Below are 14338 nucleotides of genomic sequence, written 5' to 3'. Positions count from 1 at the left end.
TCCTCAAACGCCGGACGGGCTGAAAGATCTCCAGCGCCGGGCGGGGTGAAAGATCTCCAGCGCCGGGCGGGGTGAAAGATCTCCGGCGTCGGACGGGCTGAGAACCCCTTACGCCTTGCGGAGGCGGAACGTCAGGGACAGGGGTTCGTCGATGAACGGGGTGCCGTAGGTGTCGTCCGCCTCGCCCTGGGCGAAGTCCGTGGCGAGGACCTCGTCGGCGATGAGGGAGGAGTGCTCGGCGAGCGCCGCGATGACCTTCGGGTCCGTGGAGGTCCAGCGGAGCGCGATGCGGTCGGCCACGTCGAGGCCGCTGTTCTTGCGGGCCTCCTGGATCAGCCGGATCGCGTCACGGGCGAGGCCCGCCTGGCGCAGTTCCTCGGTGATCTCCAGGTCGAGAGCGACGGTCGCGCCGGAGTCGGAAGCCACCGACCACCCCTCGCGCGGCGTCTCTGTGATGATCACCTCATCCGGGGCCAGCGTCACCGTCTCACCGTCGACCTCGACCGAGGCCGTCCCCGCACGCAGGGCGAGGGAGAGCGCGGCGGCATCGGCTTCCGCGACGGCCTTCGCCACCGCCTGGACGCCCTTGCCGAAGCGCTTGCCCAGGGCGCGGAAGTTCGCCTTGGCCGTGGTGTCGACCAGCGAGCCGCCCACTTCGCTCAGCGAGGCCAGCGCGCTCACGTTCAGCTCTTCGGTGATCTGTGCGTGCAGCTCGTGGTCCAGCGTCTCGAAGCCCGTCGCCGCGACCAGTGCGCGGGACAGCGGCTGGCGGGTCTTGACGCCCGACTCCGCGCGCGTGGCGCGGCCCAGTTCCACGAGACGGCGTACGAGCATCATCTGCCTGGACAGTTCCGGGTCGATGACGGACAGGTCCGCCTCCGGCCAGGAGGACAGGTGTACGGACTCGGGGGCGCCCGGCGTGACCGGCACCACCAGGTCCTGCCAGACCCGCTCGGTGATGAACGGGGTCAGCGGGGCCATCAGACGCGTGACCGTCTCGACGACCTCGTGCAGGGTGCGCAGCGCCGCCTTGTCGCCCTGCCAGAAGCGCCGACGGGAGCGGCGTACATACCAGTTGGACAGGTCGTCGACGAACGCCGACAGGAGCTTTCCGGCGCGCTGGGTGTCGTACGCCTCCAGGGCCTGTGTCACCTGGTCGGTGAGCGCGTGGAGTTCGGAGAGGAGCCAGCGGTCGAGGACCGGGCGGTCGGCCGGGGCCGGATCCGCCTCGCTCGGTGCCCAGCCGGACGTCCGTGCGTACAGGGCCTGGAAGGCGACCGTGTTCCAGTACGTGAGGAGCGTCTTGCGGACGACCTCCTGGATGGTGCCGTGGCCCACGCGGCGTGCCGCCCACGGGGAGCCGCCGGCCGCCATGAACCAGCGCACCGCGTCCGCGCCGTGCCGGTCCATCAGCGGGATCGGGTCCAGGGTGTTGCCCAGGTGCTTGGACATCTTGCGGCCGTCCTCGGCGAGGATGTGGCCCAGGCAGACCACGTTCTCGTACGACGACTTGTCGAAGACCAGGGTGCCGACGGCCATCAGCGTGTAGAACCAGCCGCGGGTCTGGTCGATGGCCTCGGAGATGAACTGCGCCGGGTAGCGGGACTCGAACAGTTCCTTGTTCTTGTGCGGGTAGCCCCACTGCGCGAACGGCATCGAACCCGAGTCGTACCAGGCGTCGATGACCTCCGGTACGCGGGTCGCGGTCTCGGCGCACCGGGGGCACGGGAAGGTGACCGCGTCGATGAACGGGCGGTGCGGGTCCAGCTCCGACTGGTCGGTGCCGGTCAGTTCGGTCAGCTCCGCGCGGGAGCCCACGACGGTGAGGTGGTCCTCCGTGCAGCGCCAGATCGGCAGCGGGGTGCCCCAGTAACGGCTGCGGGACAGCGCCCAGTCGATGTTGTTGTTCAGCCAGTCGCCGTACCGGCCGTGCTTGACGGTCTCCGGGAACCAGTTGGTGTTCTCGTTCTCCTGGAGGAGGCGGTCCTTGACGGCCGTGGTGCGGATGTACCAGGAGGGCTGCGCGTAGTAGAGGAGCGCGGTGTGGCAGCGCCAGCAGTGCGGGTAGCTGTGCTCGTACGGCACGTGCTTGAAGAGCAGACCGCGGTCCTTGAGGTCCTCGGTGAGCTTTTCGTCCGCCTTCTTGAAGAAGACGCCGCCTACCAGCGGTACGTCCTCGGCGAACGTGCCGTTCGGACGGACCGGGTTCACCACCGGCAGCCCGTACGCGCGGCAGACCTTGAGGTCCTCCTCACCGAAGGCGGGGGACTGGTGGACCAGACCTGTGCCGTCCTCGGTCGTCACGTACTCGGCGTTCACCACGTAGTGCGCGGGCTCCGGGAACTCCACGAGCTCGAACGGACGTTGATACGTCCAGCGCTCCATCTCGGCACCGGTGAAGGTCTCGCCGGTGGTCTCCCAGCCCTCGCCGAGCGCCTTGGCGAGGAGCGGCTCGGCGACGACCAGTTGCTCCTCGCCGTCGGTCGCGACGACGTAGGCGACGTCGGGGCGCGCGGCGACCGCGGTGTTGGAGACCAGCGTCCAAGGGGTCGTCGTCCAGACCAGGAGCGCGGCGCGGCCGGCCAGCGGACCGGAGGTGAGCGGGAAACGGACGTACACGGAGGGGTCGACGACGGTCTCGTAGCCCTGCGCCAGCTCGTGGTCGGACAGGCCCGTCTGGTCGCGCGGGCACCAGGGGGCGACGCGGTAGTCCTGGACCAGCAGCCCCTTGTTGAAGATCTCCTTGAGCGACCACCAGACCGACTCGATGTACTCGGGGTCCATCGTGCGGTACGGGTCGTCGAGGTCGGTCCAGTACCCCATGCGGGTCGTGAGCTCGGCGAAGGCGTCGGTGTGGCGGGTCACGGACTCGCGGCACTTGGCGTTGAACTCGGCGATGCCGTACGCCTCGATGTCCTGCTTGTCGGTGAAGCCCAGTTCCTTCTCGACGGCCAGCTCCACCGGGAGACCGTGGCAGTCCCAGCCGGCCTTGCGGCCCACGTGGTAGCCGCGCATGGTGCGGAACCGGGGGAAGACGTCCTTGAAGACGCGCGCCTCGATGTGGTGGGCGCCCGGCATGCCGTTGGCCGTGGGCGGGCCCTCGTAGAACACCCACTCGGGGCGGCCCTCGGACTGGTCCAGGGTCTTGGCGAAGATCTTCTGCTCGCGCCACAAGTCGAGCACGGCGTGCTCAAGGGCGGGCAGGTCGACCTGGGCGGGCACCTGGCGGTACGTCGGCGCTGTCATCAGCGAGCTTCCTCCAACGGACTTGCTGCCTTCCGTCGGAGGGACGAGAGCCTGTGCGGCTGCCTTGCAGCCGCTGCGGACGCCGTGTGCGGCGCGCTCCCGCGGTACCACCCTCCTTGGCCCTCCGGCGCCCTGTGCGCACCGGCGAGCCCCCTCATTGGGGTTGCGATACCGGGTCTACTGGCCTTGACAGCTGGGCTGCGGCTTTCTTCCGGCGGCTCCGGGGTGATCTTCGCGTCGCGCTTGCCCCCGGGCTTCCACCGCCCCCGGGTCGCTCCTGGCCGCTTACGCCGCTACTCGTCCCCATCCATGCTTCTCGCTCCGCCCAGTGTACGGCGCCGCAAGGACAGTGCCCGACCGGTTTTCCGGCGAGGCCCGGTGGCCTGCGAAGTGACCCGAATGGCGAGGTGGCGACGTCCGGATCCTGGGACACCGGACTCGGCGGATTACCGGGCGGGGAGCTGGGCACAACGCTTGAAGGCTTGTCGTGCGGGACCCGCGGGGCGGGCAAATTGCTGGTGTGCTGCGTTGCCGCGGGTCGGAAGTCGATTTATCGTCCCAGCACGATTCGCGAGCAAGATCACAATATGTGAAGGGGCCGCGGCCATGGTGGCGAAGAAGACCGCCGTACAGCAGTCGGCGTCCGGCAGATCCACGGGTCCGGCGGCCAAGGATGTGAGTGGGAAGAAGAGCGCGCAGGGGGCACCGGCGGAGGGCGGGACCACCGCCTCCAAGCCGGTGAAGAACGCTTCCGGGAGGGCCGCGAAGGCGGCATCTAAGGCGTCCCGGGCGTCCGAGGCGTCCGAGGCGGCAACAGGGAAGGCGGCGTCCGGCAAGGCGGCCGCCACCTCTGCGGCGGCGCCTTCGAAGACGGCCGCCCCTAAGAGGTCGGCTTCGAAGTCGACTGCTTCGAAGCCGGCTGTTTCGGAGACGGCTGCTAGGAAGGCTTCGGCCAAGAAGACCGCCGCCAAGAAGGCGGTGGCCAAGAAGGCGGTGGCCAAAAAGGCCGTCGGGAAGAAGGCCGCGGTGGCGGAGGCCGCTCCGGAGGAGCCGGCGCCTCCGAAGGCCGGTACGACGAAGAAGGCCGCTGCGAAGCGCGCCGCCAGGAAGAGCACCAGCAGTACGGCGAAGAAGGGGGTCGCGTCCGCGGCCCAGGGCGCGGCCCAGGCCGCGAAGACGACGGGAGCCACGACGGTGGTTGCGAAGAAGACTCCTGGTACGGCCACGGCGGCCAAGAAGCCCCGCGCGGTTCCCAAGGCGCGGGTCTCCGCGGTGGTGGAGCCCGGCGGGCTCGCGGTGCGCCCCGGCGAGGACCCCTGGACCCCGGACGAGGTCGCGGAGGCGCGCGCGGAGCTCCAGTCCGAGGCGTTGCGCCTGAGCTCAGAGATCTCGTCGTCGGAGGAGGCGCTCGCGGGCCTGATGCGGGACTCCGGGGACGGCGCGGGCGACGACCAGGCGGACACCGGCACGAAGAACATCACGCGCGAGTCCGAGATGGCGCTCAACGCCAACGCACGCGAGATGCTGGAGCAGACCCAGCGGGCGCTGGAGCGCCTCGAAGCGGGCACGTACGGACTCTGCGAGAACTGCGGCAACGCGATCGGCAAGGCGCGGATGCAGGCCTTCCCGCGCGCCACCCTGTGTGTCGAGTGCAAGCAGAAGCAGGAGCGCCGCTACTGAGCGGCGCGGGAGGGCTCCTGAGCACATGGGCGTCAGAGGGTGTGTCGTACCCTCGTCCTCAGTCAGGAACCTAGGTTGAGGGACTCACGTGGCAGAGGCGGAGCGCATCATCGGTACGCCGGACATCCCAGGGGCGGCGGGGTCCGGGCCGGAGCAGTCCGACGAGAACGCGGCGTCGGGCGAGCGGTCCGGCTCGGACGGGTCGGCCCAGGACGAGTCGGCCACGGACGGGCGCTCCGGCGTGACGGGGTCACAGGACCCGGCCGAGCGCTCCGATGCGGACGAGAGCGGCATCCCGGCCGAGCGGCCGAAGGGCAAGCGAAAGATCGCCGTGCTGTTCACGGTCGCCGCCCTGGCGTACGTCCTCGACCTCGTCAGCAAGATGATCGTGGTCGCGAAGCTGGAGCACCACGACTCGATCGAGATCATCGGGGACTGGCTGAAGTTCGAGGCGATCCGCAACGCGGGCGCGGCCTTCGGACTCGGTGAGGCCTTCACCATCATCTTCACGGTGATCGCGGTTGCCGTGATCGTGGTGATCGCCAGGCTCGCGCGCAAGCTGTACAGCCTGCCCTGGGCGATCGCGCTCGGCCTGCTGCTGGGCGGCGCGCTCGGGAACCTGACCGACCGGATCTTCCGCTCGCCGGGCGTCTTCGAGGGAGCGGTCGTCGACTTCATCGCGCCCAAGCACTTCGCGGTCTTCAACCTGGCCGACTCGGCCATCGTCTGCGGCGGCATCCTGATCGTGCTGCTGTCCTTCCGTGGCCTCGACCCGGACGGGACCGTCCACAAGGACTGAGCCCGGTCTGCGGCGCTGCTCAAGGGCACTGATGTTCGGGCTGTGGTCGGGCGGTGTCGGACCCGTCCGGCATACTCGACGGGTGAGCACCGTTCCCGAGATCCGCAACCTGCCCGTGCCCGACGGCCTGGAGGGCGAGCGTGTCGACGCCGCCATCTCCCGCATGTTCGGCTTCTCCCGCACGAAGGCCGCCGAGCTCGCCGCTGCGGGGAAGGTCACGGTCGACGGCTCGGTGGTCGGCAAGTCCGAGCGCGTGCACGGCGGCGCCTGGCTGGAAGTGGAGATGCCGCAGGCCCCCGCGCCCGTGCAGATCGTCGCCGAGCCCGTCGAGGGCATGGAGATCGTTCACGACGACGACGACATCGTCGTGATCATGAAGCCGGTCGGTGTCGCCGCGCACCCGAGCCCCGGCTGGACCGGGACCACCGTCATCGGCGGCCTGGCCGCCGCGGGCTACCGGATCTCGACCTCCGGTGCCGCCGAGCGCCAGGGCATCGTGCACCGGCTCGACGTCGGCACCTCGGGCCTGATGGCCGTGGCCAAGTCGGAGCGCGCCTACACCTCGCTGAAGCGTCAGTTCAAGGAGCGCGTCGTCGACAAGCGCTACCACTCGCTGGTCCAGGGCCACCCGGACCCCATGAGCGGCACGATCGACGCCCCGATCGGACGCCACCCGAACCACGACTACAAGTGGGCTGTGACAGCGGAGGGCAAGCCGTCGGTCACGCACTACGACCTCATCGAGGCGTTCCGCTCCGCCAGCCTCCTCGACATCAAGCTGGAGACGGGGCGCACGCATCAGATCCGCGTCCACATGGCAGCCCACCGGCACCCCTGTGTCGGCGACCTGACGTACGGCGCGGACCCGACCCTCTCCAAGCGGCTCGGTCTCACCCGGCAGTGGCTGCACGCGGTGCGGCTCGGCTTCGAGCACCCCGGTGACGGCCAGTGGGTGGAGTTCGAGAGCGGCTACCCCGAGGACCTGCAGAAGGCGCTCGACAAGGTGCGTGAGGAGAGCTACGCGTGAGTGCCTCCCACGAGGTGCGGGTCGCCGGCGACGCCTCCGACCGTGAGGCGTGCTTCGCGGTGCGCAAGGAGGTCTTCGTCGGCGAGCAGGGCGTGCCCGAGGACGCCGAGTTCGACGCGTACGACGACGGGGCCCTGCATGTGCTGGCCGTCCGTGAGGACGGGGTGCCGCTCGGTACGGGACGCCTCCTGTACGGCGAGGCCGCCGCCTCGAGGACCGACGGCGACCTGACGGTCGGTTCGCTCGGGCGGCTCGCGGTGACGCGGGAGGAGCGCGGGCTCGGCGTCGGCGCCGCGCTCGTACGCGCCATCGAGGACGCGGCACGCGCGCGTGGACTGGCCGCGGTGGATCTGCACGCGCAGACGCGCGCCCTCGGTTTCTACGAGCGGCTCGGGTACGTGGCGTACGGTGCGGAGTTCCCGGACGCCGGGATCGCGCACCGGGCGATGCGCAAAGCACTCTGAGGCGGGGCCGAGCGGCTGTCGCCGACGGTTTGTCGTAGGCGCGTGGCACGCTGGGGTCTGGATCTTCCCTGATCGCCCAGACCCTGCCGGAGCGTTGACCGTGGATCAGTTGGCCCTGTTGTTCGCGCTGTTGCTCGGGGCCGTGCTGAGTGTCCCGGTGGGGGACCGGCTTGGGCTGCCCGCGCCGGTGCTGATGACCCTTCTCGGGATCGTCCTCGCCGTGCTCGACTTCGTGCCCAATGTGGACATCCCGCCGGACCTGATCCTGCCCGCGCTGTTGCCGCCGCTGCTCTACGCCTCCGTGCGGCGCACGTCGTGGAGACAGTTCGCGGCCAACAAGCGCCCGATCTTCCTGCTGGCCGTGGCGCTGGTGTTCGTCACCACCGCGGCGGTGGCCACGGTCGCGAGCGCGATCGTGCCCGGGCTGCCGATCGCCGCCGCCGTCGCGCTCGGCGCCCTCGTGGCGCCGCCCGACCCGGTCGCGGCGACCGCCGTCGCGGGACAGCTCGGGCTGCCACGACGACTGGTGTCGACCCTGGAGGGCGAGGGTCTCTTCAACGACGTGACGGCCATCGTGCTGTACCACGTCGCGATCGCCGCAGTCGTCAGCGGGACCTTCTCGCCCTGGCGGGCCGGCCTCGACTTCGTGCTGTCCGCCGTCATCGCGCTCGCCGTGGGGTTCGCCCTCGGCTGGGGCACGAACAAGCTGATGGGCCTGCTCGACGACGCCACGCTGCACATCGGTCTGACCCTGCTCGTGCCGTTCGCCTCCTACGTACTGGCCGAGGAGCTGCACGGGTCCGGGGTGCTCGCGGTGCTCACCACGGCCCTGTTCCTCGCGGAGTACGCCACCGATGCCGACGACGTCCTGATCCGGCTCGCCGGGCAGTCGTTCTGGGACGTGGTGGACACCCTGGTCACCGGGGTCGCGTTCGGGCTGATCGGACTCGAACTGCACAACGCGATCAGGACGGCGTCGGGGCGGTGGGGGGAGATGCTGGGCTGGGCCGCCGCCATCGTCGCCGTCGTCGTGTTCGTACGCCTCGCGTGGCTGTTGCCGGCGACCTGGCTGACGCGGCGGCTGCACGCCAAGCGGGACTACGACGAGGACATCCCGATCTCCTGGCGGGAGACCGTCGTGATGTGGTGGGCGGGGATGCGAGGGGTCGCCTCCGTGGCCCTCGCCCTGGCGATCCCGCTGAACACGGACGACGGTTCGGCCTTCCCCGACCGGGACGAGATCGTGTTCATCGCGTTCGGCGTGATCATGGCGACGCTGGTGGTGCAGGGGCTGACGCTGCCCTGGATCGTCAAGAGGCTCGGCGTGCGCTCCGACACCAAGGCCGAGAAGGCCTTCGAAAGAGAGCTCGCGGTACGGGCGGCGAAGGCGGCGCGCGGGAGGCTGAAGGAGATCGAGGGGGTGGAGGAGCTGCCGGACGAGGTGTCCGAACAGCTGCGGCGGCGCGCGCTCGACATCGGACTGCGCATCAGCCCGGACCTGGGAGAGGGCGAGCGGCGCGAGGGGCACGAGCAGCGGGTCCGGCGGGTCAAGAGATTCCGCCGGATCCAGGGCGAGATGATGAGCGCGGCCCGACACGAGGTGCTGTCCGCACGGAGCGAGCCGGGGGCGGACCCGGAGATCGTGGACCGGGTACTGCGGCACCTGGATGTGCGCAGCCTACGGTGACACTGCGTCGGGCCTGAGCGGACCGTCTCCCACCTGCGCACCGCCCGCTTCTGCCCTGATGACGAGTTCATGTCTCCCGTGCGGGATCCATGTCGTCTGCGGCTGCGGGTTTGTACGATCGGATCATGGCGCGCAACGTGGTGATCAGTGGTGGCGGTACGGGAATTGGGCTCGCGGCGGCGCAGGCGTTCGCCTCGGACGGGGACCGGGTGCTGGTGCTCGGGCGACGGGCGGAGGTCCTGGAGAAGGCCGGGGTGCCGGGGGCGCTCAGCTTTGCGGCCGACCTGAGCGATCCGCGTGGCGTGCGCGGCGTCGCCGAGTTCGTGGCCGCCGAGCTCGGCACCGTGGACGTACTGATTCACAGTGCCGGTGGCAGCGGGATCCTGGAACCCGGGGTCGACAGCGAAGACCCGCTCGAAGCCGTCGCGCACAACTGGACCGTCAATTTCGGGCTGAACACGCTGACCGCAGTGCTGCTCACCGAGGCCCTGCGGGAGCGGCTGGCCTCGCCCGGCGGGCGGGTGCTGTTTCTCAGTTCCATCGCCGCCTACCGGGGTTCCGGGAGCGGCGCGTACGCGGCGTCCAAGGCCGCGTTGCACCCGTACGCCTTCGATCTGGCACGGGAGTTGGGGCCACGCGGGATCACCGTGAACGTGGTGGCGCCCGGCTATGTCGAGGACACCGAGTTCTTCGGCGGAGAGATCGAACGGGCGCGGCGGGAGCGGCTCGTCGGGGAGACCTCGACGAAGCGTGCGGGGACGCCCGGGGACATCGCCGCGACGCTGCACTGGCTGGCGTCGCCGGGCGCCGGACATGTCACCGCGCAGGTCGTACAGGTCAACGGTGGTGCGGAGCGCGGACATTGAACCCAGGACGTCAGCCTCTGCCCGGGCCCGTCCTCGGGGGCTCGGTGGCTCGGTCGCGGTTCGTGCGTGGGGGCGTGCCGTTGGTGTGGCCCGGGGGGAGTGTGGCGTCTGCCGTGTTGACGCGGGGGAGCGCGTAGGGGTGTTCCTCGGTCAGCCAGCGGATCATCCGTTCGCGGACCGTGACCCGTACCGTCCAGATGTCGTCCGCGTCCTTGGCGGTGACCAGGGCGCGTACCTCCATGGTGTTGGGTGTCGAGTCAGTGACGGCCAGCCCGTAGTCGCGGCCGTCCCAGGCCGGGCACGCGCGCAGGATGTCCCGCAGCTGCTCGCGCATCGCCTCCACGGGTGCGGAGTGGTCGAGTTGGAAGAAGATGATGCCGGTCATCTCGGTGCTGCCGCGGGACCAGTTCTCGAAGGGCTTGGAGACGAAGTACGAGACCGGCATCGTGATCCGGCGTTCGTCCCACGTCCGTACCGTCAGGAATGTCAGTGTGATCTCGTCGACCGTGCCCCACTCGCCGTCCACCACGACCGTGTCGCCGAGGCGCACCATGTCGCCGAAGGCGATCTGCAGCCCCGCGAACATGTTGGCGAGCGTCGACTGGGCGGCGACACCGGCGACGATGCCGAGGATGCCGGCCGAGGCCAGCAGAGAGGCACCGGCCGCGCGCATCGCCGGGAACGTGAGCAGCATCGCGGCGACCGCCACCACGCCCACGATGGCGGAGACCACGCGTTGGATCAGGGTCACCTGCGTCCGCACCCGGCGGACCCGCGCCGGGTCGTGGTGGGCGTTGGCGTAGCGCGAGTACGAGGTCTCGACGATCGCCGCCGCGATCCGCACGACCAGCCAGGCGGTGGACCCGATGAGGATCAGCGACAGGATCCGGCCGACGGCGGCCGAGTTGTCGCGGGCGATCTGGGCCTGGGCGTACGAGCCTCTCAGCAGTGCCATGCACAGCACCAGCTGGAAGGGGATACCGGCACGGCGGAGCAGGCCCCACAGCCCGGTCTCGCCGTGCCGGGCGTCGGCCCGTCGCAGCGTGATGTCCACGGCCCACCCGATGAGCAGCGTGAGCACGACCGAGCCGCCGAGGACGATCAGAGGGCGCAGTACGTTCTCCATGCCTGAGACCGTAACCGGCCCCGGGGGCCAATGAACACGTGTACTTGGCCGGGTCCGGGGTACTGCGGCGCCGGTACTGGCCCGATCGCCGTCGGTACTGGCCTGATCAGGCGTTGTCAGTGGGGGCTGGCACCATGGGGCTCATGAACATCATGCTCTTTCACTCGACCTACGGGCTCCGGCCGGCGGTGCACGCCGCGGCGGACCGGCTGCGTGCGGCGGGCCACGAGGTGTGGACTCCCGACCTCTTCGAGGGGCGCACCTTCGAGACCGTGGAGGAGGGCATGGCCTTCAACGACGGGATCGGCAAGGACGAGCTGCTCAGACGCGCGGTCCTGGCCGCCGCGCCCTACTCGGACCGCGGTGTGGTGTACGCGGGATTCTCGCTCGGCGCCTCCATCGCGCAGACCCTCGCGCTCGGCGACGAGAAGGCCCGCGGACTGCTGCTTCTGCACGGCACGTCGGACATCGCGGAGAGCGCGTCGGTGGACGAGCTGTCCGTCCAGCTGCATGTCGCCGAGCCCGACGCGTTCGAGACGGACGACTGGCTGAGCTCCTGGTATCTGCAGATGCGCAGAGCCGGGGCCGATGTGGAGGTCTATCGGTACGCGGGTGCCGGGCACCTGTACACCGACCCCGACCTGCCCGACTACGACGCGGAGGCCGCCGAGGCCACCTGGAAGGTGGTGCTCGGCTTCCTCGACAGCCTGTAACGGGTCTTTCTGCAACGGGTCCTTGGAACCCTCAGACTTGGGACCCTCGTACTCGGGGCCTCACACCGGGTCGTACGTCCGCTCCACCTTCTGCGTGCCGCTGCGCGTGCGGTAGGAACGGGCCCAGGACGAGGTCGCGTCCGCCTTCGTGCGGTCGGAGAGCACGTAGTAGTCCATCTGCGCGCGGTCGGCGGTGATGTCCAGGACGCCGTAGCCGTGGCGGTCGGTGTCGACCCAGTGGACATGCCGGTTGGCGACGCGGATGATCGGCGCGGCGATCGCCGAGACGCTGCCCTCGGGGACCTTGAGGATGTCGTCGAGGTTGTCGGAGGTGACCGAGGTGACGACGAACTCGGTGGCGGCGGAGGCGGACAGCGGGTACGTACCGGCGTCGACCGGCACGTCGTTCGCCCAGGCCATGTGGATGTCGCCGGTCAGGAACACGGTGTTGCGGATCGCGTTGGACCGTAGGTGGGCCAGGATCTCGCGGCGGTCGTCCGTGTAGCCGTCCCACTGGTCGGTGTTGAGGGCCAGGCCCTCCTTGGGGAGGCCGAGCAGCTCGGCGAGCGGCCTGAGGAGGTCGGCGGCGAGGGAGCCGATGGCGAACGGCGAGATCATCACCGAGTTGCCGACCAGGCGCCAGGTGGTGTCCGAGGCCTTGAGTCCCGACTTCAGCCAGTCGAGCTGGGCCCGGCCGGTGAGCGTACGGTTCGGGTCGTCGACCGAGCCGCTGCCGATGGTCGCCTGCTGGGAGCGGAACGAGCGCAGGTCCAGCAGTGACAGGTCGGCGAGCTTGCCGAAACGGAGGCGGCGGTAGGTGGTGCCCGCGATCGCCGGGCGAACCGGCATCCACTCGAAGTAGGCTTGCTTCGCGGCTGCCTGACGCGCCGTCCAGGTGCCCTCGGCGCCCTCGGTGTGGTTCTCGGCGCCGCCCGACCAGGCGTCGTTGGCGAACTCGTGGTCGTCCCAGATGGCGACGACCGGGGCAGCGGCGTGCAGAGCCTGGAGGTCGGGGTCCGTCTTGTAACGCCCGTGCCGGGTGCGGTAGTCGGCGAGGGTGGTGATCTCGTTTGCGGGGGCGTGCGGGCGTACGACGGTGTCGCGCGTGCCGTACTCACCGGCCGCGTACTCGTAGATGTAGTCGCCGAGGTGCAGCCAGGCGTCCAGGTCACCGCGCGCCGCGAGATGGCGGTACGAGGAGAAGTAGCCCGCCTCCCAGTTGGCACAGGAGACCACGCCGAAGCGCAGGCCGGTCACGGTGGCGTCGGCCGCCGGGGCGGTGCGGGTGCGGGCGGCGGGCGAGTCGGTGCCGCCGGCGGAGAAGCGGAACCAGTAGTCGGTGGCCGGCTGCAGGCCGCGGATGTCCGCCTTCACGGTGTGGTCGGAGGCGGCCGACACGGTGGTCGAACCCTTGGCGACGATCGAGCCGAACGTCTTGTCCGTGGCGACGGTCCAGCTCACCTCGGTGTCCGGGCCGAGCCCGGAGCCGGGTACCGCCTCGGCGGTGGGCGTCACCCGGGTCCACAGCAGAATGCCGTCGGGCAGCGGATCCCCGGAGGCGACACCGTGCAGGAAGGCGGGGGCCTCGGTGGCGGCGCGGGCCGGGAGAGAGGCCGCGAGCGGGGCCGCGAGTACGGCGGTGGCGGCCGCGGCCTTGACGACCGTACGGCGGCGCGGGGCGCGGGAGTCGGCGGCGCCCGAGGAGTCGGATGATCTGAAGCGACTGGTCACGAGCGAGCAGGTTACCGGCGAGTACAAGGCGGGAGCGGGCGAACTCCGAAAGTTCGCCCGCCCTTCGACTGCTGGACCCGTCAAGTCATGGGAGGCCCAGTCCTGTTCAGGCCCTGGGAGGGCCAGTCCTGTTCAAGTCACGGGAGGGCAGGACCCTGTTCAGGTCCCGGGTCTGCCGGACTACGTCAGGCCTTGAGCGCCGCGTCGATCGCCGTGGTGAAGTCGGCCACCGTCATCGGCGCGTTCTGGCCGTCGGAGCCGGTGAGCGTCTTGCCGTCCATCTTCAGGGTCGGCGTGCCGGTCACTCCGCTGTCGTCGAACTTGGCGGACATGTCCAGCGCCCACTTGTCGTAGGTGCCGTCCTTGACGGCCGTCTGGAACTTGGTGTTGTCCTTCAGCGCCGGGACGGTGTCCGCCACCTCGATCAGGTACGAGTCGTTCTTGAACTTGTCGTCGGTCTCCTCGGGGTGGTACTTCGTCGAGTACAGCGCGGTCTTGTACGCGAGGAAGGCATCGGGGCTGACGTTCAGCGCGGCGCCCATGGCGCTGAGCGCGTTCTTGGAGCCCTCACCGCTCAGGCTGTTGTCGAGGAACGTGGCGCCGATGTACTGGATCTTGTACTCGCCGTCGTCGACGCCCTTGTCGACGGTCGCGCCGACGGTCTGCTCGAACTGGGCGCAGATCGGGCAGCGCGGGTCCTCGTACATCTGAAGGGTCTTCTTGGCCGTGCTCTTGCCGATGACGACCGTCGTGCCGTCCGTGCCCGTGGTGTTGGCCGGCTTGACGAGCTTGTCGTCCTTCGCGGCCTCCCAGTAGCCGGGCTTGTTGCCCTGCACGACCGCGTAGCTGATGCCGCCGGCTATCGCGAGGACGCCGACGATGGAGAAGGCGACGATGACCTGGCGCTTGACCTTGTCGCGCTTGGCCTGACGCTCGCGCTCGACGCGCAGGCGCTCACGGGCCGCCGTCTTCGCGGCCTTGCTGTTCCGCTGGCTCATA

12 protein-coding genes are annotated in these 14338 nt (G+C 70.0%); 7 read left to right on the top strand and 5 right to left on the bottom strand.

Annotated features, from left to right (window positions below; all coding sequences use genetic code 11):
- Positions 1–108: 108 nt before the first annotated feature.
- Positions 109–3246, bottom strand: coding sequence for an isoleucine--tRNA ligase (gene ileS / locus ACFWP7_RS36095; RefSeq protein ID WP_384390634.1), 3138 nt, complete (start codon positions 3244–3246; stop codon positions 109–111).
- A 446-nt stretch (positions 3247–3692) separates the two neighbouring features.
- Positions 3693–4232: a hypothetical protein gene (locus ACFWP7_RS36090; RefSeq protein WP_384390631.1), complete on the bottom strand. Its 540-nt coding sequence runs from the start codon at positions 4230–4232 to the stop codon at positions 3693–3695.
- On the opposite strand from ACFWP7_RS36090, the gene ACFWP7_RS36085 reads away from it, so the two are divergent.
- The 6 genes from ACFWP7_RS36085 (at position 4225) to ACFWP7_RS36060 (ending at position 9769) form a co-directional block, all read left to right on the top strand.
- Positions 4225–4926 (top strand): TraR/DksA family transcriptional regulator, encoded by a 702-nt coding sequence (locus ACFWP7_RS36085; protein WP_384390628.1) that lies wholly within the window; start codon positions 4225–4227, stop codon positions 4924–4926. The two genes, ACFWP7_RS36090 and ACFWP7_RS36085, sit on opposite strands and share 8 nt — an antisense overlap.
- Positions 4927–5014: 88 nt before the next feature.
- Positions 5015–5725: a signal peptidase II gene (lspA, locus tag ACFWP7_RS36080; RefSeq protein ID WP_384390625.1), complete on the top strand. Its 711-nt coding sequence runs from the start codon at positions 5015–5017 to the stop codon at positions 5723–5725.
- An 82-nt stretch (positions 5726–5807) separates the two neighbouring features.
- Positions 5808–6752 carry an RluA family pseudouridine synthase gene (locus ACFWP7_RS36075; RefSeq protein ID WP_384390622.1) on the top strand — a complete coding sequence of 315 codons (945 nt, stop codon included), beginning with the start codon at positions 5808–5810 and terminating at the stop codon, positions 6750–6752.
- Entirely contained in the window at positions 6749–7216 is a 468-nt protein-coding gene (locus ACFWP7_RS36070) for a GNAT family N-acetyltransferase (protein WP_384390619.1), read from the top strand. Before ACFWP7_RS36075 ends, ACFWP7_RS36070 begins: the two co-directional genes overlap by 4 nt.
- A gap of 100 nt (positions 7217–7316) precedes the next feature.
- The gene (locus ACFWP7_RS36065; protein WP_384390617.1) at positions 7317–8903 is read left to right on the top strand and encodes a Na+/H+ antiporter; all 1587 of its coding nucleotides are present in this window, start codon (positions 7317–7319) and stop codon (positions 8901–8903) included.
- A 125-nt stretch (positions 8904–9028) separates the two neighbouring features.
- A complete protein-coding gene (locus tag ACFWP7_RS36060) occupies positions 9029–9769 on the top strand; it encodes an SDR family NAD(P)-dependent oxidoreductase (RefSeq protein ID WP_384390614.1) in 741 nt (246 codons plus the stop codon).
- Between the two features lie 10 nt (positions 9770–9779).
- Here ACFWP7_RS36060 and ACFWP7_RS36055 read toward each other — a convergent pair whose 3' ends face one another.
- On the bottom strand, positions 9780–10895 hold the full coding sequence (locus ACFWP7_RS36055) for a mechanosensitive ion channel family protein (protein WP_384390611.1): 1116 nt from the start codon (positions 10893–10895) through the stop codon (positions 9780–9782).
- A 143-nt stretch (positions 10896–11038) separates the two neighbouring features.
- Between ACFWP7_RS36055 and ACFWP7_RS36050 the strand changes: the two genes are divergently transcribed.
- Complete coding sequence (locus ACFWP7_RS36050; protein WP_384390606.1) at positions 11039–11608, top strand: dienelactone hydrolase family protein; 570 nt, start codon at positions 11039–11041, stop codon at positions 11606–11608.
- 60 nt (positions 11609–11668) lie between these two features.
- On the opposite strand, the gene ACFWP7_RS36045 is transcribed toward ACFWP7_RS36050, so the two are convergent.
- Positions 11669–13339, bottom strand: coding sequence for an alkaline phosphatase D family protein (locus ACFWP7_RS36045; RefSeq protein ID WP_384390603.1), 1671 nt, complete (start codon positions 13337–13339; stop codon positions 11669–11671).
- Between the two features lie 185 nt (positions 13340–13524).
- On the bottom strand, positions 13525–14337 hold the full coding sequence (locus ACFWP7_RS36040; RefSeq protein WP_384390600.1) for a thioredoxin domain-containing protein: 813 nt from the start codon (positions 14335–14337) through the stop codon (positions 13525–13527).
- Position 14338 lies beyond the last annotated feature (1 nt).

The organism is Streptomyces sp. NPDC058470, assembly GCF_042721055.1.
Lineage (GTDB): Bacteria > Actinomycetota > Actinomycetes > Streptomycetales > Streptomycetaceae > Streptomyces.
The sequence above is the reverse complement of the archived record's forward strand: the minus strand, read 5'-3'. Positions and strand labels throughout refer to the sequence as shown.